The 22,238-nt window shown below is 62.2% G+C and carries 16 protein-coding genes, 1 tRNA gene, 1 pseudogene and 1 other annotated feature; of the genes and pseudogenes, 12 read left to right on the forward strand and 6 right to left on the reverse strand.

Annotated elements, in window-relative coordinates:
* Positions 1–28 precede the first annotated feature (28 nt).
* A complete protein-coding gene (locus IVB23_RS39030) occupies positions 29–853 on the reverse strand; it encodes an oxidoreductase (protein WP_247802111.1) in 825 nt (274 codons plus the stop codon).
* A 301-nt stretch (positions 854–1,154) separates the two neighbouring features.
* On the opposite strand from IVB23_RS39030, the gene IVB23_RS39035 reads away from it, so the two are divergent.
* Both IVB23_RS39035 and IVB23_RS39040 read left to right on the forward strand, forming a co-directional pair.
* Positions 1,155–2,003, forward strand: coding sequence for a LysR family transcriptional regulator (locus tag IVB23_RS39035; protein ID WP_247802112.1), 849 nt, complete (start codon positions 1,155–1,157; stop codon positions 2,001–2,003).
* A gap of 358 nt (positions 2,004–2,361) precedes the next feature.
* On the forward strand, positions 2,362–3,285 hold the full coding sequence (locus IVB23_RS39040; protein WP_247802113.1) for a hypothetical protein: 924 nt from the start codon (positions 2,362–2,364) through the stop codon (positions 3,283–3,285).
* 666 nt (positions 3,286–3,951) lie between these two features.
* Here the strand turns inward: IVB23_RS39040 and IVB23_RS39045 are convergent.
* Positions 3,952–5,183 (reverse strand): IS3 family transposase gene (locus tag IVB23_RS39045; protein WP_247800019.1). Its coding sequence is split into 2 segments (ribosomal slippage): positions 3,952–4,892 and positions 4,892–5,183, totalling 1,233 coding nucleotides; the frame shifts between segments, so codons are not numbered across the junction.
* Positions 4,783–4,899 (reverse strand) — a sequence feature (AL1L pseudoknot). (Overlaps the previous gene by 117 nt.)
* Positions 5,184–5,230: 47 nt before the next feature.
* The gene (locus IVB23_RS39050; RefSeq protein ID WP_247802114.1) at positions 5,231–6,217 is read right to left on the reverse strand and encodes a hypothetical protein; all 987 of its coding nucleotides are present in this window, start codon (positions 6,215–6,217) and stop codon (positions 5,231–5,233) included.
* A gap of 804 nt (positions 6,218–7,021) precedes the next feature.
* Between IVB23_RS39050 and IVB23_RS39055 the strand changes: the two genes are divergently transcribed.
* A tRNA-Val gene (locus IVB23_RS39055) sits at positions 7,022–7,097 on the forward strand.
* A gap of 1,631 nt (positions 7,098–8,728) precedes the next feature.
* On the opposite strand, the gene IVB23_RS39060 is transcribed toward IVB23_RS39055, so the two are convergent.
* From IVB23_RS39060 to IVB23_RS39070, 3 genes are read right to left on the reverse strand one after another with little or no spacing between them, the layout of a single operon-like run.
* The gene (locus IVB23_RS39060) at positions 8,729–9,754 is read right to left on the reverse strand and encodes an ABC transporter permease (RefSeq protein ID WP_247802115.1); all 1,026 of its coding nucleotides are present in this window, start codon (positions 9,752–9,754) and stop codon (positions 8,729–8,731) included.
* Positions 9,755–9,766: 12 nt separating this feature from the next.
* Positions 9,767–11,269 carry a sugar ABC transporter ATP-binding protein gene (locus tag IVB23_RS39065; protein ID WP_247802116.1) on the reverse strand — a complete coding sequence of 501 codons (1,503 nt, stop codon included), beginning with the start codon at positions 11,267–11,269 and terminating at the stop codon, positions 9,767–9,769.
* Positions 11,270–11,290: 21 nt separating this feature from the next.
* On the reverse strand, positions 11,291–12,313 hold the full coding sequence (locus IVB23_RS39070) for a sugar ABC transporter substrate-binding protein (RefSeq protein ID WP_028177658.1): 1,023 nt from the start codon (positions 12,311–12,313) through the stop codon (positions 11,291–11,293).
* Between the two features lie 984 nt (positions 12,314–13,297).
* Between IVB23_RS39070 and IVB23_RS39080 the strand changes: the two genes are divergently transcribed.
* The 9 genes and pseudogenes from IVB23_RS39080 (at position 13,298) to IVB23_RS39120 (ending at position 22,230) form a co-directional block, all read left to right on the forward strand.
* Complete coding sequence (locus IVB23_RS39080) at positions 13,298–13,675, forward strand: DUF2946 domain-containing protein (RefSeq protein ID WP_197488716.1); 378 nt, start codon at positions 13,298–13,300, stop codon at positions 13,673–13,675.
* Positions 13,676–13,770: 95 nt separating this feature from the next.
* Positions 13,771–16,170 carry a TonB-dependent receptor gene (locus IVB23_RS39085; RefSeq protein WP_247802117.1) on the forward strand — a complete coding sequence of 800 codons (2,400 nt, stop codon included), beginning with the start codon at positions 13,771–13,773 and terminating at the stop codon, positions 16,168–16,170.
* A gap of 26 nt (positions 16,171–16,196) precedes the next feature.
* A complete protein-coding gene (locus tag IVB23_RS39090; protein ID WP_247802118.1) occupies positions 16,197–17,408 on the forward strand; it encodes a sialidase family protein in 1,212 nt (403 codons plus the stop codon).
* Positions 17,405–17,902 (forward strand): TlpA disulfide reductase family protein, encoded by a 498-nt coding sequence (locus IVB23_RS39095; protein ID WP_061879534.1) that lies wholly within the window; start codon positions 17,405–17,407, stop codon positions 17,900–17,902. Before IVB23_RS39090 ends, IVB23_RS39095 begins: the two co-directional genes overlap by 4 nt.
* A gap of 27 nt (positions 17,903–17,929) precedes the next feature.
* The gene (locus IVB23_RS39100; protein ID WP_061879533.1) at positions 17,930–18,466 is read left to right on the forward strand and encodes a copper chaperone PCu(A)C; all 537 of its coding nucleotides are present in this window, start codon (positions 17,930–17,932) and stop codon (positions 18,464–18,466) included.
* Positions 18,467–18,501: 35 nt separating this feature from the next.
* Positions 18,502–18,662, forward strand: a pseudogene (locus IVB23_RS39105) (copper-binding protein); the annotation flags it as partial.
* A gap of 165 nt (positions 18,663–18,827) precedes the next feature.
* Complete coding sequence (gene proS, locus IVB23_RS39110) at positions 18,828–20,147, forward strand: proline--tRNA ligase (protein ID WP_061879532.1); 1,320 nt, start codon at positions 18,828–18,830, stop codon at positions 20,145–20,147.
* A gap of 90 nt (positions 20,148–20,237) precedes the next feature.
* Positions 20,238–21,518 (forward strand): lipoprotein-releasing ABC transporter permease subunit, encoded by a 1,281-nt coding sequence (locus IVB23_RS39115; RefSeq protein WP_028177653.1) that lies wholly within the window; start codon positions 20,238–20,240, stop codon positions 21,516–21,518.
* 7 nt (positions 21,519–21,525) lie between these two features.
* Positions 21,526–22,230, forward strand: coding sequence for an ABC transporter ATP-binding protein (locus IVB23_RS39120; RefSeq protein ID WP_061879531.1), 705 nt, complete (start codon positions 21,526–21,528; stop codon positions 22,228–22,230).
* Positions 22,231–22,238: the final 8 nt, after the last annotated feature.

The following is a 22,238-nucleotide window of genomic DNA, read 5'->3' on the forward strand; positions in this document are numbered from 1 at the left end:
ACGTTCAAACAAAGCTCGCGGCCAGCGCTCAGGGCTGGTCGAAATCGGTGGCGATCGTGATGTCGCGCCAGGCGTCGATATCGCTGCGGAAGGCAGCCAGCTTTCGCTCGGCGATCGCGTGCGCAATCGGGCCGAGCGGCAGATGAAGCGGGGCGTCATCGGCGTCGACTGCCTGCAGGATCACCGCGATCGCCTTGTCGGGATCGCCCGCCTGATTGCCGTTGTTGGTTTCGCGATAGGGCTTGCGCGAGCTCGCGGCGTATTCCGGCATCTCGTTGGCCGCCATCGTGATCGAACGGCCAAGGAAATCGGTGCGAAACGGCCCAGGTTCGACGATCAGCACGCGAATGCCGAACGGCTCCAGCTCGCCGGCGAGCGCTTCGGAAATCCCTTCCACGGCAAACTTGGCGGCGTTGTAATAACCTCCGCCGCCGCCACCCGCGATGCCCGCGCCGGACGACATGTTGACGATCGTTCCGCCCGAACGCCGCAGGACGGGCAGGGCGGCTCTGGTGGTTTCGATCAGACCGAAGACGTTCACCTCGAACATCGGCCGATATTCCTCGGGCGTGCCTTCCTCGATCGCGCCGAACAATCCGTAGCCGGCATTGTTCACGAGCACGTCAAACCCGCCAAAGGTCTCGACCGCCTTTGCGACCGCTGCCTTGGCTGCCGCCGCATCGGTCACGTCGAGTGGCAAAGTGATCATGCGGCCGCCGAAAGGCTCGGCCATTCCCTCGATCGTCTTGACATTGCGGGCCGTCGCGATGACGCGATCGCCGCGCTGTGCTGCAGCGAGCGCGAGCCGCCGGCCGAAGCCGCTTGAGCAGCCTGTGATGAGCCAAGTTTTCATTGCTTCTTCTCCGAGTTGTTTTCAGACGATTTGGTCACCGGCATCGTGATCATCATCGAGTCCTCAATTGCGGACATCGGAGCGGGCCACCGCCTTCTGCGACCGCTCCAGCAAATCTCTTTGCTGTCTGGACGAGCTTCCCGTGGGTTCTGCGGCCGGTTCAACCAAGCCGCCGCTCTCATGGGTCGGGGGAATCCACAGAGGACCCACCTCCAGGCGATGGCGGGAATCTAGGTGCTTAGATTTGTTCTTTGAGTGACATAACTGTACTCTCGGCGTTCAGTTTTGTGTGGGTGGTGCGATGGAATGGAGCGACGTCAGGATCTTTCTTGCGATTGCGCGATCCGGCACGCTCGGCGGGGCGGCGCGTTCTCTTCAGACAAGCCATCCGACCGTCGGCAGGCGCCTTCGCGCGCTTGAGCAGGCAATCGGTCACACGCTCTTCCAGCGCACAGCGGACGGTCTTATTCTGACCGAAGAGGGCCACGGGATCGTCGCGCTGGCCGAGCAAATGGAAGAAGGCGCGCTGGCCATGGAGCGCCGGCTTGCGGGGCAGGAGCAGAACCTCAAAGGCAATCTGCGCATTTCATCAACTGACTGGTTCGGGGCCTATGTCCTGCCTCCTATCCTGGCGGATTTCTCGAAAGCCTACCCCAATGTCGACGTTGAAATCCTGACCGGCACGCGCCGGTTCAGCCTCGCCCAGCGGGAGGCCGAAGTCGCTTTTCGTGCCGTTCCGTTCGACACTGCCGATGTCATTCAGCGGCGGCTCTTCAGGCTCGAATACGGCGTCTACATCGCCGAGGAGGCGGCTGATCCTAAATATGGCGATGGGACCGGTTTCAGGCTGATCACGCCATCCACGCCCCACTTCCCCGACATCGCGTGGCTCATCGAGAGTTTCCCCAACGCAAGACCGGTCCTGCGATCGAACAACCGCAACGTCCAGGGGCGCATGTGCAGGCAAGGGGTCGGCATTGCTGTCCTGCCGCGTGTGGTCGGCAATCAGATCCCGGGTATTCGCAGACTGGAACTGCCGACGCCGCCCCCGGCACGAGACATTTGGATGGGATACCACCGGGACCTGCGGCGTCTCGAGCGTCTTCGCGCGTTCATCTCGACGGTATCGGACCATCTCGCGAACGCATGATGTGCGGCCCGGAAATGACTCAAGGTTCCCGGAGAAACGCCAAGATCGCTAGGGTCGTTCGCCGGTCATTTTCACCATCGCACCACCCCAGCCGTCCACGCCGCGTAGATGTACCCGCGATGCGGATAGCTCTCGTCAGGCTTCCAGCTGTCGAACGCGACGTTCAAGTCCTGGAGCCTTCAAAGCCAAGCTCGACCTACCCGGCATAAATTTGATCGTCGCCGAACTCCGAACCCGAAATCACGACTCTCGCAGGGATTGAACTAACTGCGATTTGCTGCTTATGATGCATCATCAATCGCTTTATTTGTGGGAACGCAAATCAACTGGACATGCTGGCATAGCAGAGGAGCAGAACATGGTCGTGGTCCTCACGCGAAAGCGCCTCGTTTCGAAGCAATTCAAGGACAATCAGAAGCTCCAGCGATGCCTGCTTTCGCCAGCCGATCATGTTCTGCCAGGCTCACGCGGAGAGCACGTCGGTCTGATCCAAGAAGCACTGACGAAGCTCGGCATGGGAGTAATCGGAGCAAGTGAGATATCTACCGAGCTGTACGGGCAATCGACCCAGCAAGCCGTGCTTCGTTACAAGGGGCCTCCCCGCAACATCATCAACACGGATTACCAAAGAACGCCGGACAACATCGTCGGCCAAATGACGATCGATCGTCTCGATGCCGATATGGTGGAATTCGAAAAGGTACCTGAGAGCTTGCTGGTTACGCTAACTGAGGCAGGGCCGAAACACGACCACTCGAAATGTCCAACTCTGCAAAGTGGAGGCCACAAGGGTACACCGATCAACCCACTCCCGTTCGGCAAAAGGATCAACATTTACGGGACCCATGAGACTGATTATCTAGGATTTGACGACTATGCGCCAAATCCGAACTTCGCAGGGAGAGGTCAAGGGGATCCGAGTCCTCCACGATTTCTGACCAATGCTCCGCCGCATCTCCACGGGCTCGAAGCTAAGAGCGTTAGCAATATCGCAATCCGAAGCAGTCCCATTTTTGCGAACCATGTCCATAGCAACCCGAATGAAGTGGAGGAGATCCTCCGGGTTGCGATGCCGGGTTGCAGGGTCACCTATGCTGGCACCGACGAGAACTTCACTACCTTTGGCCCTACCGTTCTGCGGTTCGGTCCAGTGATTGAACGGCATGTCCTCACCACCCGGGACCCGGGCACGACGGCTGACTCGCATTTCCACGTGATCGTGCTCGTAATTCTTGATCCGGATACCGTTCTTCGAAGTTTCCAGCTGCCACCGTTCCTCTAGGCGTTTGGTGCGTGGCCGCAGTCCGCCCGTGGTTCCCAAACTGAACCGCCGTCATTCCATGAAATGATAGCTGGCGGAGCCGACATCATTTCCGTGCTGGCAAGTGCCACGCGGCGCGAAGCCGTCGAGTACGATGATTGGTAGAAGAGACCAGATGAACCCCAAGGGTTAGTTGAGCGGATGTAACCTGCGGCATCTGGAAGCCGAGCTGGTCATTATCGCGGACGGGGCAGGGGTGCGCTGGCGACGAGCCGCGCCACACGGCGGCTCGTCACCGTCCAGCGGCTCAGAACAGTTTGTAGTCGCCGCGATGGACTCCGCGCGCGTTGTCGCGCCATCGATCTAGTCGACCGCCTTGCGGCACTCGACGACCAACCTGGCGGCTGCTCGTCGCTGCATTGCCTCGATGTTGTAGGTAGCGGCGGCGGGACGCCACGCCGCGTGAGGAGCCACTCGCCTCTACGCCGGACCGATGACCGCTCGTTACCGCGCGCGTTGCGTAATCGTAATCGAAGTTTGCTCCTCTTGGTTCAACCAGCTCGCGGATCAATATCCGTCTTTAAGCCTTGCTACAGCGAGTTGAATTTCAAGGTGGGGTCCTACTATCGCGTTAGTGCTAGAACGGATTGAACCGCCCCGGGTTTGCCGGAGGCCATTTGGTTTAAGTTATGCCGCCATGGCCGGTTGTTCCAGCATGGCGTAGTAGCGTTGCTCGGCTTCGGCCGGCGGGATGTTGCCGATGGGCTCCAGGAGCCGCCGGTTGTTGAACCAGTCCACCCATTCCAGCGTCGCGAACTCGACGGCCTCGAAGCTGCGCCATGGTCCGCGCCGATGGATCACCTCGGCCTTGTAGAGACCGTTGATGGTTTCGGCGAGAGCGTTGTCATAGGAATCTCCGACGCTGCCGACAGAAGGCTCGACGCCAGCTTCAGCCAGGCGTTCGGTGTATTTGATAGAGACGTATTGGCTGCCCCTATCGCTATGATGCACGAGCCCGCCGCGATGGACCGGTCGGCGATCGTGCAGGGCCTGCTCCAGCGCATCGAGCACGAAGCCTGCGTGCGCCGTGCGGGAGGCCCGCCAGCCCACGATCCTGCGGGCATAGGCGTCGATCACAAAGGCGACGTAGACGAAGCCGGTCCAGGTCGCGACATAGGTGAAGTCGGAGAGCCAGAGGACGTTCGGCCTTGGTGCCTTGAACTGGCGATTGACGTGATCCATCGGGCATGGCGCGGCCTTGTCGCTGATCGTGGTCTTGACGGATTTGCCGCGGATGACCCCTTGCAAACCCATGTCCCGCATCAGTCGCGACACCGTGCAACGGGCAACATCGAAGCCTTCGCGCTTGAGCTGCCGCCAGACCTTGCGCACGCCGTAGACGGAGAAGTTTTGATCGAAGACGCGCCGAACCTCGATCTTCAGCGCGGCGTCCAGCCTGGCGCGCGCCGACCGCGTGGCCGGATCGCGCCGCTTCGCGACATGGGCGTGGTAGGTCGAGGGGGCAATCGGCAACACCTTGCAGATCGGCTCGACCCCATGCGCCCCACGATGATCGTCAATGAAGGCGATCATGGCTTGGACCGGCGGTCGAGCTCCGCCATCGCAAAATAGGCGCTTGCCTTGCGCAGGATCTCGTTGGCCTGCCGAAGCTCGCGGTTCTCCCGTTCGAGCGCCTTCAGCTTCTCGGCCGTATCGGTCGGAACGCCGGTCCGCTGCCCGCTATCGACCTCGGCCTTCTTGACCCAGTCATGCAGCGTCTGCGGCGTGCAGCCGATCTTGGCCGCGATTGACGTCACTGCCGCCCAGCGCGACGGGTGCTCGCCGGCGTGATCCAGAACCATCCGAACCGCTCGGGTCCGGACCTCGGGTGAAAACTTGTTCGTTGTCTTGCTCGTCATGGCTCCATCCTCTCAGGAGTTGGAGCCTCCGGCAAACCCGGGGCGGTTCAGATTGCCCACGCGAGCTTATCGATAAACTCGTACTCACGTTGCTCAGGAGACCACTTGTCATAGCCATGTTTTTTCAGAAGTTTCATGCCCTTCGCGGCCAAGTCCTGCCTCCACTCTAATGGTCTTGAGAGACTGTAGCTGTAGCCGACATCGACAGCATAGTCTTCGCAGTTTTCGGCAAGTTGGAGGATAAAAGACAGCGTTAGAATACCTGCTTCGTCTTCAAGACCTCGAACCCGACCATGAGTAACGCGATGCTTGAGATTTAATCGCACATCCTCTTGACTCCAATCCATGGCACCGGCGGCAACACCTTTTGCAAAGCCCTCTTTCAAAAACTTGATCTTGATCTGCCGGATCGCCTCCCGGGCTGCAACTCTGTCGGATACCTTTAGAATCAACTCGGGAACCGCTGCGGCAATACTCTCAGGTGTGAAAACGCCCTCAACGCCCGCCCGGATGGCAGCTTTGTACATGTTTGCTCGCGCCCGAAAAAACGCGCGCAGCGGCGAGCCACCTCCGCCCCCGCTTGCGCCACCGCCGGCGCCGCCGCCCTCGCTCCCTCCGCCCCCACTTGGAGGCTTACCGAGCGTCGGGGCGCTCGCGATTTTCTGTTCCAGATAGGCTTGCGCGCCGCTCCCTGGTATCCTGCGCGTCTCAAAAGCCCCGACGCGGCCTCGTCGGACATAAAGTTCTTCGACTTTCGCGGGCACTTTCGCGCCAGGTTCGACCTTCAAGATTCGGGCGTCCGGATTTCCGGAAGTTGGGTTTTTCACCAGTTGGGCGCCCTCGGGAATATCAACCCGAAGTTTCGCCGCGTAGGATTCACCCATCTGCCGATCCGCACCGTGAATCAGGCAGTTCTCCCAATCCCGCTCCGCGAAGAATATGCGACCCTGGGAGTCCGCGGTTAATGCGCCATTGCGAATATTGAACAGGAGCTTGTTCGCTTCCGCCCCGTGATAAAGAACGCGAGAGGCCATCTATGTGTCCTCCGGTGGTCTGGAGATCACTCGTCATTTTCGACCGACGGCGGAGGAGCCGATGGAAGTCGGGGCCTCCACCAAATCTCCAGATTGATTCGTTTGAAAGACTAGTCGCGAAAAAGGACCACCAGGTTCAAACGTGCGGCTCGATGTTTGGCGGGCTGTGCTCATCGCTGCGCACCTCGCGCGATGCGCGCAGATTTCCGCACTGCTCCGCCAGCCATCCTGTCCCACTACTGCTGCTCCCGAGCGGGAAAGGTTGGCCGCATGATCCTTCCCTCGAAGCGTCTCGGCCTGCTTCGAGCAGTGCTACCAGTCGGCGGCATCGCCAGCGAGAGGTCGCCGCCTCAGCACGGGTAGGATCCGAATCTCATCGCTCCGGAATCGTCCTTGGGCGTTGCCGCGCGCCAACAGCGCGATCTGGTTAGCGCGGAATAGCAGCTTGCCGTCCCATGGTTGCGCAACCGGCTGAAGCGCCGCGCCGGGTCTCGTCGGTCGGGCGACCTTTCGGCCGCACCCCCTGCGGGCTTGCCGGCCGTTGCTCTGTTTCGTCGCTGCCGTCGCCGTTTCAGTCATGGTCGTCTCATTGCTGCTGCAAAATTCATGGCCTTGGCGACGCGGCCGCCGCGCAATCGCGCATGGTTTTGGTCCTCCTATCTGGTAATCGAGGCGGCGCGGCCAACCGGAAAGGCTCGAGCAGATTTATTGTCGGCCGCCGCTGGTCGGGTAATCCCGCTGGATCGGCCAGCCGAAACCATCCGCTTCAAAGAAAGCGTCGCCAGATCAGAAAAATCGGAAGCCGCGCGCTTAGCTCAGCGGAACGAGCGCCTGGCCTACATCCAGGATGTCGGCGGTTCGATTCCGTCAGCGCGCACCAAATAGGGGATTCACTTCGGGCCGGCGCGGGCGTAGGATTGGCTCATGCACACCGGCGGCACAATCCGGGTAGTCGCGGATTTCGGCTTCAAACCAACCCTCGGCTTCGGCCCGCGCGTCGCTTCGCGATCGGAATTGCAGGTAGTGGCTGTAGTGCTTGCTTTCCAGCCATGTCTTGAAAGACAAAGTTAGGGTAGTGGCCAGGCTGTGGCCGAAAAGTTTCGTGCAACTACTCCAATGCGAGATGTCTTATCTTTGTCGGCGTCGGCTTTCTTGTGCATAGCCGTCCGGGCTCATTTCATATGGTTGCGGCGCGGTTTCGGGGGGAAGGGGGCCGTCTGATTTGCGGCTGCCGGGCGCCGCGACCATCATCTTTCCTCACGCGAGGCTGTGCACTTCGTTCATGAGGGACAGCATCATCATAGACGCAATGTATGCGCGCCTCTCTGCCTCGGTATTACCGCCGTCAGTAGAGCGCTGTGCGTCCTTAGAGGCCATTGTCACTAGTGGGTGCTCAGCTTCGTTCTTCAAAATCCTCATTGTGTAAAAGCAAATAGCAGCCGCGTCGTCGGCGCCTCGATTAAAATCAAACTCATCATTGTGAGACATCTGGATGGTGCGCTGGACCAACTCCTGTCCGTTCAGGTTCGAAACCGTCGTAAGGACGTCACCGACCGCCGCGCTCAGTTCAGCGTCTTTGATCGATCCCCTCGTCGCGAGCTTGATGTGATGCCCGGCGGTAAATGTGAAGAAGCCGAGAATATAGTAGTTCGTCCAAAAGCTCGAAGGCAGTCCCTGGTTGTGTTGGATCGTCGCTATCAGGGGCGAATGGCGTTGACGGCCGCTTCGGCACCAACCTTCCGATGTGATTTGAACAGACCGAACACTATCTCAGGGTCCGAGTGGCTGTAAGAGAACAGAGCACGAAGCTCCCGGCGTTGATGATCGACTTACTGAAGTCGCACAGTCTTCCGATCGCAAAGACCGTGCTCTGGCCCGCAGTCGACACCGCGATGATGTCGCCGCGCCGGCAGGCCTGCTGCAGATTTGCTAGCTCCGCTTCACCTGAACCAGAGAAGATTGCCTGAGCGCCGGAGCGGCAATAGGCCGATGGCTCCCCAGTTGGTTTCGGCGCTGCTGCTGGCTGTGTCTGAGCGTGCGCAGTCGCGGCAAATAGTAGTGTGGCGCAAACCACCAAGATTACTAAGCAATGTGCCGGTCAATATCCAATATCGACTGGAGTATAGATCTTGGAAAAGCGTGGCCGCCGACGCGAGCCACTGCAGTTTCCGCTTCTCGCGGCTGCCGCCGACCGGGAGATCGGGAGCTAAGCAGCATTCCGTACGTTGTTCAGCACCGCCGCTGCCGCGTCGTCATTGTGAGCGCAGCGAAGAAATCCAGGAATGCACCCGCGGAGAGGTTCTGGATTGTTTCGCTGCGCTCGCAATGACGAGGCAAGCCACGGCTCATCGAAGCCACCGCCATGATGACACCATACCCCTGTTTTGCCCGACGAGTCAAAATTCACTTCGCGAAATCCGCAATTTCGCGAGGTCGCCGGTAAGCCATTGATTCCGCTGGCCCCGGCTACTGTGCATGGGGTTGTTTTCGTATTTTTGCTTTGGCGGCCGTCTACTCCGCCGCTTTTTCCCTCAAGTGCTGCGCGTAGACGTTGATGACCAGTGCCGCCAGCAGGATCAGTCCGCGGATCAGGATCTTCAGGAAGCTGTCGATGTTGACGTGGTCGAGGCCGTTGTTGAGCACGCCGAGCACGAACAGGCCGACGATGGTGTTGCCGATGCCACCGCGTCCGCCGAACAGGCTGGTGCCGCCGACGACGACCGCGGCGATGGAGTCGAGCAGATAGGTGTCGAACTCGTTCTGCTGCGCGCTGCCGAAATGGGCGACGCCGAGCATGCCGCCGATGCCGGAGCAGACCGCGGAGATCACCATCACGCTGCCTAAGATGAGCTTGACGTTGAGGCCGGAATATTCCGCCGCCTCGCGGTTGCCCCCGACCATGTAGACGTAGCGGCCGAAGCGCGTGTAGGTCAGCACCAGGTGCCCGCCGAGCAGCATGATGGCGGCGACGATGACGATCCAGGGGATGCCACCGATCGAGCCCGAGCCGAGGGTCGTGATCAGGCTCGGCACCTTGTAGGCGATCTGGCCGCGCACCAGGAGCGCGGAGATGCCGGCCGCGATCTGCATCATCGCCAGCGTCATGATGAAGGAGGGGATGCCGATCACGGTCAGCCCCAGCGCGTTGACGAGGCCGAGCAGGGCGCAGAGCAGGATCGACAGGATGATCGCGACCGCGCCGGGCAGGGGGACGTTGGCGATGTTGACGTAGGATTCCTGCAGCGTGAAGTAGGCGACCGCAATGCCCGTGACGTTGGCGATGCTGGCGATGGAGAGGTCGATCTCGGCGCACAGGATCACGAAGGTGAGCCCGACCGCGATGATGCCTGTGACCGACACCTGGGTCAGGATGTTGCCGAGATTATCGAGCGTCGCGAAGGAGGGGCTGGCGAAGGCGAAGAAGGCGGTCAGGAAGATCAGCGTCAGGAAGGGGGCGATGTTGCGCATCTGCGAGCGCAGGAAGGGTGCAAGGCCCCGCGCCCTCCGCCCCGCCGCCAAGGCCGTCTCGCTGCTCATGTGCTTTCTCCGTCACGCCGCTTCCAACAGGCGGTCCTTGCTGACCGGCTCGTTCCTGAATTCCCGCACCAACGTGCCGCGCTTGAGCACGAGGATGCGATCGGCCAGCGACAGCACCGTTTCCGGCTCGGTCGACAGCACGATGATCGCAAGTCCCCTGGCGCGGAGGTCGCGGACGATGTTGATGACGTCGTTCTTGGCGCCGACATCCATGCCGCGGGTCGGCTCGCACAGCACCAGCAGCTTGGGCGGATAGGTCAGCCATTTTGCGAGGGCGACCTTCTGCTGGTTGCCGCCCGAGAGCATGCCGAGATCGAGGCCGACCACCGGCGGCCGGATCTGCAATTGCTCGACCTGGCGCTTGGCGATGTCGCGCTCCCGCGCCGGCTTGAGCAGCAGGGCCGAGATGCGATCGAGAATGCTGATCGAGATGTTCTTGTAGACCGGCTCCTGGTGAAACAGCATGTCGCGCCGGCTCTCCGGCACCAGCGCCACGCCGGCGCGCCGCGCCGCCGCCGTGCTGGCGAATTTTCTTTGCGAGCCCTCGACCGCCAGCGTGCCGCCGTCCGGTTTGAGCTTGCCGAACAGGATGCGCGACAGCTCCTGCTGGCCGCAGCCCATGAAGCCGTAGATGCCGAGCACTTCGCCGGCACGCGCTTCGAACGAGATGTCCTGAAGGCTGCGGGACAGCGACAGCTGATCGACCTTGAGAACGACCTTGCTAGCGCTCGGCTGCGGCAGCATCAGATCGTCGGTGTAGCTATGCTCGAGCGCCTCGCCGCCGCGGCCGATCATGGCCTCGATCAGCGCACCCTTGCTGGTCGCGGCGCTCGCCGTCTCCGCGACCTTCCGCCCGTTGCGGAACACGGTCACCGCGTCGGAGACGCGCAGGATATCCTCGATGAAATGCGAGATGAAGACGATCGCAGTGCCTTCCTCGCGCAGCCGCCGGAGAGTTGCGAACAGCCGCTCGACCTCGGGCGGGGAGAGGGCTGAGGTCGGTTCGTCCAGGATGACGATGCGCGCACCGGAGAACAGCACGCGCGCGATCTCGATCAGCTGCTGCAGCCCGATCGGGAGATCGCCGAGCCGCGCCATCGGGTCGACGTCGATGCCGAAACGGGCGAGCTGCTCGCCCGCTTCCCGCGCCATCCGCCGCCATTGCACGAGGCCAAGGGCGTTGGTCGGCTGGGTGCCGAGGAAGACGTTCTCCGCGACCGTCAGGTCGGGCGCAACGCTGAGCTCCTGATGCACCATGGCGATGCCGGCGGCATGCGCATCGCGGGCCGAGCGGAAATGCATCTCCTTCCCGTCGACCAGGAAGCGGCCGGAGAATTCGGTGTGCACGCCGGCGATGATCTTCATCAACGTGCTTTTCCCGGCGCCGTTCTCGCCGACGAGACCATGGATCTCGCCGGGATAGAGCGCGAAGTCGACACCACGAAGAGCTTCGACCCCGCCGAAGCTCTTCGTGATGCCCTGCAGTTCCAGGATGGGCTGTTGTCCCTCAGGCATGAAAGTTCAGGTCTTGGAGGCTCAGATCAGGAAGTGATCCTGCATCCACTGCATGCCGGCGGCGTTGGCCTTGGTCACGACCGGGCCGTCGGTGACGACGTTCTTCGGGATTCCCTGTCCGCTCTTCTCGCCGCCGACCACGGCCGACACGCCTGCAATGATGGCGCCGCCATGGATGCGGCAGGAGGGATTGCGCACCGTGGCGAACATGCGGCCTTCGCTCACCGCCTGGATTGCCGGCGGCATGGCGTCGACGCCGCCGATCAGGATGTTGGTGCGGCCCCGCGCCTTCATGATGTTGGCGGCGGCGAGCGCCATGTCGTCATTGTGGAAGAACGCGGCGTCGATCTGCGGGTATTTCGTCAAGTAGGTTTCCCAGAGGCGGGCGGTCTTGGAGACGTCCCAGTCGGCCGGCTGGGTGTCGAGCACCTCGATGCCGGGGAATTGCTTGACCACCGAGTTGAAGCCCTTGGCCCGTCCTTGCGCGCCGGTATGCCCGAGCGCGCCCTGCGTCATGATGATCTTGCCCTTGCCGCCCATGGCGTTGCACAGCGCCTGCGTCACCGAGGCGCCCATGAACTCGTTGTCGGGCGCGAGGAAGGAGTGCACGTTGATCTGGTCGAGCGGCGCGATCAGCGTGTCCATGTCGATCACGGGCGTGCCGGCGTCGATCATCTTCTGCACGGGCTGGGTGAGGGTGCCGATGCCGAAGGCCTGGATCGCGACGAAGTCCCATTTCTGCGAGGCCATGTTGTCGATCGCCGCGCGCTGCTTCACCGCGTCGAGCTGGCCGTCGAACCAGGTGACTTCGACGTTGAACAGCTTGCCCCAGAACTCCGCGGCCTGCTTGCCTTGCGCGCACCATGTGGCCTGGAGGCCGGCATTGGAGAAGGCCGCCTTCAGCGGTTTCTCGCTGCGTCCGACCGCGGCGGCCAGTGCGGGGTTTATGCCCATGCTGCCGAGGATGGCAGTTGCGGCGCCGGCGGTCGCTGCCGCCTGGAGAAGATCGCGCCTCGTCGTCGAGAAATCTTTCGTCCCGGACATCGCTCGCTCCCATGTATATCTTGTCGCCGGCGCGTCATTGCTTGCGCGACCGATCTCCGAAAGTCTCTCACAAGAGTTGTTGGCACTCAATCTGCAATCAACCGCGAGATTGCAGCAAGCCAGTGTTGGTGCAGCGCAAAGCGTCGGGCCGGAGCGGCGGCGCATGCGTCGATATCCATGAGGCAATGTATCCTAGGCCTGCGCGATCTCCGGCGTCCACTTACGTCAAGCAGATCGCGGAGCGTATCCCTGACGACGCGGGCGTGCCGTAAGCATCGTGCGAGGCGACCTCGCAGGCGATCAGCCGGAGATGCCCGCGGGGCGCTCAACAGCGAAGTCGAGGGTCGCTTCGATCGTCTATGCGAGCGTCGATCCCTCGCCAACTCGCTGCCTTCGAGCGGAACATCGCCTGCGTTTCCAAATGGAGCTCGAATAGACGTTGGTAAACGGGCGGGTGTGATCGCCGCGCGTGGTCTAGGATTGGATGAGAGGCCACGTTCATCGGCAGTTCAGCCGCGCGGGTAAAAAAAGAGCGGGGCCCTAGCCCCGCTCGAAAATTGTGTCGACCCTATTATCCCCGATTCTAAGATTTGCTCTTGATTGACGGGGCGACGCTGCGTTTTGCGCGCCAGGGGCTCCTCCCGAGACTTGGACCACCAGACTTCGACCTCGCGGCCAGCCTGAGCAAGGGGGATGCTAGATCAACTTTTCTCACTTGTCATCATTTTCGGCAACGAATGTTCAAAATTCGAGCAGTTAACGAAACGATCGAGATCAAATTCACCTAAATATATGACAAGTATATGAAATTTGTGGACAGACGGGGATGGTTGCCCTGCCTTAAATGGCGGACGGGCGCCGGTGCTGGAGCGCGCCGACCACAGTCTTCGAGAAATTTGCGCTGGGCCAACAAGGCGGCGGAACTGACCTCGACTCAGCCCTGACCGCAGTGTTTAGTTGGCTGACGAACGAATGGTTCGGCAGATGCGCGCACGGCTACAGAAATTCCTACCCATCGTCCTGCTCGCCCTGGTGATGCAGGTGCTGGCGCCGATTGCCGCGTGCTGGGCGGCCGGCCAGGCTATGGCCGATCCGCTGTCCGCCGCCGTCATCTGCCACAGCGCGGGCGAGCAGGGCGGCGGACTGAACGATCCGACCGGCTCGCCGACCGCGCATGCCGGCGCGTGCGCCCTTTGTTGCCTGGCCCAGGCCAACGCGACGCTCGATTCGCCGCCGCAGGTTGCGCTCGCCACTCCCTTGCGTCACCCCGAACGTGTCGTGTGGCTCGCCGCGGATGTGTCCGCCATCCCCGCTTACAAGGGCTCGAGCGCCCAAGCTCGCGCACCCCCTCGATTCTCCTGACGTAGCGACAAACCGAACCATTGGCGCGCGCCGTTGCCGTGCCGATGGCGTGTGCAATGGACCGGCCGACGTGCCGGATGTCAGGAATTCAAGAGATGTTACGCATTCGTGCGATCAGCCGCGCGAGCCTGCCCGTGCTTTGCGGGCTGGTGTCCTCGATCGGCTCGGACGCGCTGGCTCAGGGCGCCTCGGAAGCGCTTCCCGCGGTGACCGTTGAGGCGCCGCAGCCTTCGCGCCCCAAACCAATCACCCGGCCATCGCGACTGCGCTCAGCTTCGGCGGGACGCGCAGCCAGATCCGTTGCGCAGAACGCGACCGCCAGCGCGCCGGCCCAAAATCTGGTCGGGTCTGCCGGCGCAGCGCGGGCTGGACTCAATCAATCGCCGGCCGGCCAGACCGCGACGACCATCGATCGCAGCCAGTTCGACAATCGCCCCGCGTTTTCGGTCAGCGACGTCTTGCGCGACAGTCCGGGCATTTCGATCAAGCAGGGCAATGGCCCCCGTGATTTCGGAATCTCGATTCGCGGATCCAACGCCCGCAACGGCTTCGCCATCCGCAATCTCGTGATCTTCGACGACGGCTTCCCGGTGACGCAACCGGACGGCCTGTCGCGGAGCGACCTGATCGATCCCCACGCCTATGGCGCGATCGACGTGATCCGCGGCCCCTCCTCGGCGCTCTACGGCAACTACGCGACCGGGGGCGCGCTGAATTTCCGGACGAGGCCCGGCGGCACGATCGACGGCGTCGAATATGGCGTGGACGGCGGCAGCTACGGTTATCTCAACAACTACCTGGCCGCCGGCAAGAAGGTCGGGAATTTCGAGGGCTCGCTGTTCGCGAGCGACGTGCGGGGCGATGGCTATATCGGCAACAGCTGGTACAATACCCAGACCGTCAATTTCCTCGGCACGCTCAAGGCGACGCCGGACGACCGCTTCACGGTCAAGATCATCAACAATGACCTCAGCACGCGATTGCCGATCCGGCAGTCGCTGAACCAGTACGACCTCAATCCGTTCCAGCAGGGATGTGCTACTGGTGCCACCGCCGCGCCGGGATGCGGGACGGTCAGGCTGTTCAACAACGGCTTCAACGCAACTGCCGGAACCGACACGGAAACGGCCCTGCAGGCGGGCCTCGGCCGCAACGACCGGCGGACCATCGTCGGCGGCCGGTGGGAGCATGATTTCGACAACACGATGACGTGGCGCAACCAGTTCGTGTTCGACGACAGGAACATCAGCCAGCCGACTGGACAGACCAGCTCGATCGGAGATTTTCCGTCGTACAATTACATGAGCGATCTCACCAAGCGCGGCGAGATTCTCGGAATGGAGGCCACCGCGTTCTTCGGCGCCTTCTACAACACTCTGACGGCGTCGAGTGACACGCGAAATGTGATGCCGGGGGGCAATGCCACGCTCGGCAGGCTCTCGAGCAATCTCTTCAGCGAAACGACCAATTATGGTGTGCGTGCCAGGGAAGAGCTCAGGCTGACGACCTCGCTGACGGCGGTCGCCGGCATTGGTTGGGAGACCACGCTACTCAAGGGGACAAACACCGCGTATGCGTACGCGGGTCCCACCGGCATCACCACAACAACCCTGACGACCGCAGACCGGCAGTTTCAAAATGCCGCGCCGGAGTTGGCGCTGCTGTACAATCTCAACAACGAATGGCTCTTCCGCGGACGAGTTGCCACGGGATACGGCACTCCGCAGGTTTCGAACCTCTTCGTCCTTCCGACGGGTTTGTCGGGCAACAATACCCAGCTCCAAACCCAGAAGAATCTGGGTTACGACCTCGGTTTCGATTGGACGCCGAACAACACGCTCAAGCTCAGCGCGACCGGCTTCTACGAGTTCTTCCGCAACGAGATCGTCAGTCAGGCGACTCCGATTGCCGGCATATCCTATTCGTTCAACGCGCCACGGTCGGAGCACCGCGGCATCGAGCTGGCCGCTGACTGGAAGTTCTATCCGGGCTGGCGGTTCACGGCGGCGTACACCTATCTCGACGAGGTCTACACCGAGTATGTCGAGAACATCACCAATGGGGCGGTGTTCAGCTTCAACCGTGCCGGCAACAAGATTCCCGGCATCTCCCCCAACGAGCTGACGGCGCGAATTGGATATGACGAGTTCGCCGGGCCGCTTGCAGGTCTCGGAGGCTTTGTCGAACTGCAGTGGAAGGACTCCTTCTACATGGACAATGCGAATCTGCTGAAGGCACCCGGCTATGAGCTGGTCAATTTGAACGTTCACTACAAGACCGATCTGGTGTCCGACACCTTCAGGTCGCTGAATCTGTTTCTCGAGGTCAGGAACGTATTCGACCGGACCTACATCGCTTCGGCAAACAACATCGCCAACACGGTGACGGCGGCCGGCCTTCAAAATCCTGCGAGTGTGCTCGCAAACACCACAGGATCGATCTATGCCGGCTCGCCGCGCGCCTTCGTTGCGGGTATGAAGGTGGCGTTCAAATGATCCGAGCTATTGAAGGGAGTAGGGCATTGATCCGAACTGGCCTGCTCGGGATCGTCGCTTTCGCCTTGCTGCAAGGTGCGGCGCTCGGACAGATGCGTGCTCCGCATGCGTCCGAAGCGGCGTGTGAGGAGCCGACGCTGCGCTGTGCAACCAAGGCGACGCCCGCATTCGCTCCGGACGGAACGCTGTGGCTGGTCTGGATGGCGGGAGGGCAGGTCTCGGTCGCGAGCTCGCAGGATGCGGGCCGCAATTTCTCGTTCCCCGTCCAGGTCACGACGAAGCGGCTGAACCTTGATTGGGGGCCGGATGCGCGGCCGAAGATCGTGGTCGATCGCAAGGGCGGCATTGCCGTCGCGTTCTCGATCTTCAGGGACGAAGCCTTCAACGGCCAGGTGCTCTACACGCGTTCGACCGATGGCGGAAAGAGCTTCGCGGAGCTGAAACCCATCACCGCAAGCAATGAGAGCCAGCGTTTCGAAGCGCTGGCGCTCGATCAGGACGGATCGGTCTTTGCGGCTTGGCTCGACAAGCGCAATCGTGTTCCCGCAAGAGAGGCGGGACGGAAGTACGAGGGAGCAGCGCTGTTCTTTGCCTCGTCTCGCGATGGCGGCGCCACCTACACCGAGGCCCATCTCGCCCGGGACGGCACCTGCGAGTGCTGCCGGTTGGGAATAGCGTTCGCGGCCCCGGGACGGCCGGCCGTGATCTTCAGGAACATCTTCGAGGGGGGCGTGCGCGATCACGCGATCATGACGTTCACCGACGTCTCGACGCCAGGGGAAATCCATCGGGTCAGCAACGACGACTGGCAGATCAATGCCTGCCCGCACCACGGGCCCAGCCTCACCGTCGGGCCGAATGGAACCTATCACGTCGCCTGGTACACGAACGGGAAAGCACGCAAGGGATTATTCTACGCCCACTCGCGCGACGAGGGTCGCACGTTCTCCGCACCGATGGCGCTGGGGCGGCCGGATCGCAATCCGACGCGCCCCTTCGTGCTCGCGGGCCCGGCGGGGACGGTGATGGTGTGGAAGGAGTTCGATGGCGAGAAGACGACGGTCCAGATGACGATTTCTCACGACGATGGCGAGACCTGGTCGTCGCCGAAGGCGATATCGAGCACGACCGACACTTCCGACCATCCCTTACTCGTCTCCAATGGCGGACAGGTCTACCTGTCATGGATGACGAAAGCGGATGGCTACCGGCTCACAGCGATCGAGGACCAACGATGAGACGTCGATTTGCAGCTATTGTAGGTCTGGGTATCCTGATCGCATCGGCGCCTGCCCTCGGAGCGCCTCCGGGCCTCAAGCCGTTCGAACGCGGCACGTGGCAAGGCGTGCTGAGGGGGCATGCAGGTCGTCCCACGCTCGTGCATTTCTGGGGCGTGACCTGCGGGCCCTGCAAAGTCGAGCTGCCGTTGCTCGGGAAGTTTGCGAAGGACCATCCCGAAATCGATGTCGTCACGGTCAGCGCGGACCTCGTGCCGAACCTGCCGGCGGCGACGCAATCGATGCTCGACAAGGCGGGGCTGTCGTCGACCGAGAACTTCATCTTCAACGACGGCTTTGTCGAGCGCTTGCGGTTCGAGATCGATCCTGCCTGGCAGGGCGATATACCCAGGACGATGCTCATCTCTCGGGACGGGAGCATCACGACGATCGAAGGCTCCGCCGAAATGTCTGACCTGGAGAAATGGTCGGCGCAGCAGCTCTCCAAACACTGAAATTCAATCTGCAAAGGAAATACCGATATGAAGACAAGGCTGAAAGATGTGCTGCTCGCTGCGTTCGCTCTTGCATTCTGCGCAGCGCCGGCGATCGCCGACGACGTCAAGGCCGGCGATCTCGTCATCTCGCAGGCGTGGAGCCGTGCGACGCCGGGCGGCGCCAAGGTCGCCGGCGGCTATCTGATCATCGAGAACAAGGGCACGGCGGCGGACAGGCTGGTCGGCGTGTCCGCCGATATCGCCGGCAAGGCCGAGATCCACGAGATGGCCATGGACAACGGCGTGATGAAGATGCGCCAGCTCGACAAGGGACTGGCGATCGATCCCGGCAAGACGGTGAAGCTCGCGCCCGGCGGCCATCACCTGATGCTCCAAGAGCTGAAGGGCCCGTTCAAGCAGGGCGACAAAGTGCCCGTGACGCTCCAATTCGAGAAGGCCGGCAAGGTCGCCGTCTCTCTCGACGTCCAGGGCGTCGGCGCGCAGGCGCCGGGCGATGCGGGGCACTCGGGTCACATGGACATGAAGAAAATGCCGGATCACTCGGGAATGAAGATGAAATGAGACCGGTCTCGGCTCTCGGGAGACCGAGCATGTCGGCCGGCGCGGACGATTTCGTGCTTCAGCTCATGACCGGCGAGGGGACGCCGCTCGAGTCGAGTTACCCTTCGCCGGCCGCTGGCATGTGCGGATCGACGCGTTGGTGACTGACTTCGAGAGGATCGTGCTGGAAGATGAACTCGTGGTGGCGCCGCCCTAGGCTCGCCGACTTTGCAGGGCATGCTGCTGCTCAAGCCGAACCTGAAGTCGACGGAAAAATGACAGGAATTCCGCCGCGTTAGCGGCTTTTCCTCATTCCCGGTCTTGTGTTTTCGCTCCCAATCCGGTTTCACTGCGGGCGATCACTGATTCCCAGAGTATTACCATGCGGTTGTCGCGGTTCTTTCTGCCCATCCTGAAGGAAAATCCGAAAGAGGCGGAGATCGTCTCGCATCGGCTGATGCTGCGCGCCGGCATGATCCGGCAGGAGGCGGCCGGCATCTATGCCTGGCTGCCGCTCGGCTTCCGTGTGCTGAAGAAGATCGAACAGATCGTGCGTGAGGAGCAGGACCGCTCCGGCGCGATCGAGGTCTTGATGCCGACCTTGCAGCTCGCCGATCTCTGGCGCGAGAGCGGCCGCTACGATGCCTATGGCCCGGAGATGCTGCGCATCGCCGACCGCCACAAGCGCGAGCTGTTGTACGGGCCGACCAACGAGGAAATGATCACCGAGATCTTCCGCGCCTACGTCAAGTCCTACAAGAATCTGCCGCTCAATCTCTATCACATCCAATGGAAATTCCGCGACGAGCAGCGTCCGCGCTTCGGCGTGATGCGCGGCCGCGAGTTCCTGATGAAGGACGCCTATTCGTTCGACCTCAACGAGGCCGCGGCGCGCGTCGCCTACAACAAGATGTTCGTGGCCTATTTGCGCACCTTCGCGCGGATGGGGCTGAAGGCGATCCCGATGCGCGCCGAGACCGGCCCGATCGGCGGCGATCTCAGCCACGAGTTCATCGTGCTCGCCGAAACCGGCGAATCCGGCGTCTTCATCAATCGCGACGTGCTGGACCTGCCGGTGCCGGGCGAGGATGTCGATTATGACAGCGACCTGACGCCGATCATCAAGCAATGGACCTCGGTCTATGCGGCGACGGAGGACGTTCACGACGCCGCGCGCTTCGAACGGGAAGTGCCCGCGGACAAGCGGGTCAACACCCGCGGCATCGAGGTCGGGCAGATCTTCTATTTCGGCACCAAATATTCCGAGCCGATGAAGGCGCTGGTGGCGGGCCCCGACGGCGTCGACGTGCCGATCCATGGCGGCTCCTATGGCGTCGGTGTGTCGCGCCTGTTAGGTGCCATCATCGAGGCCTGCCATGACGATGCCGGGATCAAATGGCCGGAGGCCGTCGCGCCGTTCCGCGTGTCGATTCTCAACCTCAAGCAGGGCGATGCGGCCGTCGATGCGGCCTGCGAGAAGCTCTATGCGGAGCTCGCGGCCAAGGGCGTCGACGTGCTCTACGACGACACCGATCAGCGCGCCGGCGCCAAGTTCGCCGCCGCCGATCTGATCGGCATCCCCTGGCAGATCATGATCGGGCCGAAGGGGCTCGCCGACGGCAAGGTCGAGATCAAACGACGCAGCGACGGCGCTCGCGAGACGATGTCGCCTGCCGACGCGGTCGCAAGACTTGTGGGCTGATAAGGCTGGTCGGCTGAATATTGTTCATCGCCCGAGATCGCGGCCGCCAATCCGGCCACAATTGACCCCGAATCATGGGATTATCGAGCGATGGATGAGACCATGACCGAAACCGTGCAAACTGCGCCTTTTGCGCCATTCGAGTGGATGCTGTCGGCGCGCTATCTGCGTGCGCGGCGCAAGGAGGGATTCATCTCGGTCATCGCCGGGTTCTCCTTTCTCGGCATCATGCTCGGCGTTGCGACGCTGATCATCGTGATGGCCGTGATGAACGGCTTCCGCAAAGAGCTGCTCGACAAGATCCTCGGCCTCAACGGCCACATCCTGGTCCAGCCACTGGAATCGCCGCTGACCGACTGGAAGGACGTCGCCGAGCGCATCAGCCAGGTTGAGGGCATCCGCCTCGCGGCGCCCGTCGTGGACGGTCAGGCGCTGGCGTCGTCGCCATGGAACGCCTCGGGCGTCCTGGTGCGGGGCATCCGCTCCGACGATCTCAACAACCTCACCTCGATCGCCAAGAACATCAAGCAGGGCTCGCTCGAAGGCTTCGACGACGGGCAGGGCGTCGCGATCGGCCGGCGCCTCGCCGACCAGCTGTCGCTGCATGCCGGCGACAGCGTGACGCTGGTGGCGCCGAAGGGCGCGGTGACACCGATGGGCACGACGCCGCGGATCAAGCCATACAAGATCGTTGCGGTGTTCGAGATCGGCATGTCCGAATACGATCTCGGCTTCGTGTTCATGCCGCTGGCCGAGGCGCAGGCCTATTTCAACCGCAGCAACGACGTGACCTCGATCGAGGTGTTCACCACCAACCCCGACAGGATCGACGCCTTTCGCAAGGCGGTGACGGAGGCGGCGGGTCGGCCGGTATTCCTGGTCGACTGGCGGCAGCGCAACTCGACCTTCTTCAATGCGCTCCAGGTCGAGCGCAACGTGATGTTCCTGATCCTGACGATGATCGTGCTTGTCGCCGCGCTCAACATCGTCTCCGGCCTGATCATGCTGGTGAAGGACAAGGGCAGCGACATCGCGATCCTGCGCACGATGGGCGCCTCGCAGGGCTCGATCATGCGCATCTTCCTGATCACGGGCGCGTCGATCGGCGTGGTCGGCACGCTGGTCGGCTTCTGCGTTGGCCTCGTGATCTGCCTCAACATCGAATCGATCCGGCAATTCCTGTCCTGGTTGACCAGCACCGAATTGTTCTCGCCGGAACTCTACTTCCTGTCGAAGCTGCCCGCTGAAATCGACGTCGGCGAGACCACGGCGGTGGTCGTCATGGCGCTGACGCTGTCGTTCCTGGCGACGCTCTATCCGTCGTGGCGTGCCGCGCGCCTCGATCCCGTCGAAGCGCTGCGGTACGAGTGAGGGGCTGATGGAGCAGCAGCAGGGGGCGGAAGATGTACCGGTCATTTATCTCCACGAGATAAAACGGCAGTACCTGCAGGGCGAGGTGCCGCTGACGATCCTCGACGGCGCCAATCTGGCGCTGTGGGCAGGCCAGTCCGTCGCGCTGGTGGCACCGTCGGGCTCGGGCAAGTCGACGCTGCTGCATATCGCGGGGCTGCTCGAGGCGCCCGATTCCGGCGAGGTCTATGTCTCGGGCGCGCCGACCTCGCAGCTGCCCGACATCGAGCGCACGCAGCTTCGCCGCACCGACATCGGCTTCGTCTACCAGTCGCACCGGCTGCTGCCGGAATTCTCGGCGCTCGAGAACGTCATGCTGCCGCAGATGATCCGCGGCCTGAAGAAATCCGAGAGCGTCAAGCGCGCCAAGGAGATCCTGGGCTATCTCGGCCTCGGCGACCGCATCACCCACCGCCCGGCCGAACTGTCCGGCGGCGAGCAGCAGCGTGTTGCGATCGCCCGTGCGGTCGCCAACGCGCCGCGCGTGCTGTTCGCGGACGAGCCGACCGGCAATCTCGACCCCCACACGGCCGATCACGTGTTTCAGGCGCTGATGCAGCTGGTGAAGGCGACGCGGGTGTCGATGCTGATCGCGACCCACAACATGGAGCTCGCCGGCCGCATGGACCGGCGAGTCTCGCTCTCGAATGGCCAGGTGGTCGAGCTCGACTAGCAAAACTG

It is taken from the genome of Bradyrhizobium sp. 191, assembly GCF_023100985.1.
GTDB classification, from domain to species: Bacteria; Pseudomonadota; Alphaproteobacteria; order Rhizobiales; family Xanthobacteraceae; genus Bradyrhizobium; species Bradyrhizobium diversitatis.

Bases quoted from the DNA above. Each gene is read 5' to 3' on its own strand.
- IVB23_RS39030 (WP_247802111.1), bottom strand. From the start codon at position 853: ATGAAAACTTGGCTCATCACAGGCTGCTCAAGCGGCTTCGGCCGGCGG.
- IVB23_RS39035 (WP_247802112.1), top strand. From the start codon at position 1,155: ATGGAATGGAGCGACGTCAGGATCTTTCTTGCGATTGCGCGATCCGGC.
- IVB23_RS39040 (WP_247802113.1), top strand. From the start codon at position 2,362: ATGGTCGTGGTCCTCACGCGAAAGCGCCTCGTTTCGAAGCAATTCAAG.
- IVB23_RS39050 (WP_247802114.1), bottom strand. From the start codon at position 6,217: ATGGCCTCTCGCGTTCTTTATCACGGGGCGGAAGCGAACAAGCTCCTG.
- IVB23_RS39060 (WP_247802115.1), bottom strand. From the start codon at position 9,754: ATGAGCAGCGAGACGGCCTTGGCGGCGGGGCGGAGGGCGCGGGGCCTT.
- IVB23_RS39065 (WP_247802116.1), bottom strand. From the start codon at position 11,269: ATGCCTGAGGGACAACAGCCCATCCTGGAACTGCAGGGCATCACGAAG.
- IVB23_RS39070 (WP_028177658.1), bottom strand. From the start codon at position 12,313: ATGTCCGGGACGAAAGATTTCTCGACGACGAGGCGCGATCTTCTCCAG.
- IVB23_RS39080 (WP_197488716.1), top strand. From the start codon at position 13,298: ATGCGCGCACGGCTACAGAAATTCCTACCCATCGTCCTGCTCGCCCTG.
- IVB23_RS39085 (WP_247802117.1), top strand. From the start codon at position 13,771: ATGTTACGCATTCGTGCGATCAGCCGCGCGAGCCTGCCCGTGCTTTGC.
- IVB23_RS39095 (WP_061879534.1), top strand. From the start codon at position 17,405: ATGAGACGTCGATTTGCAGCTATTGTAGGTCTGGGTATCCTGATCGCA.
- IVB23_RS39100 (WP_061879533.1), top strand. From the start codon at position 17,930: ATGAAGACAAGGCTGAAAGATGTGCTGCTCGCTGCGTTCGCTCTTGCA.
- proS (WP_061879532.1), top strand. From the start codon at position 18,828: ATGCGGTTGTCGCGGTTCTTTCTGCCCATCCTGAAGGAAAATCCGAAA.
- IVB23_RS39115 (WP_028177653.1), top strand. From the start codon at position 20,238: ATGGATGAGACCATGACCGAAACCGTGCAAACTGCGCCTTTTGCGCCA.
- IVB23_RS39120 (WP_061879531.1), top strand. From the start codon at position 21,526: ATGGAGCAGCAGCAGGGGGCGGAAGATGTACCGGTCATTTATCTCCAC.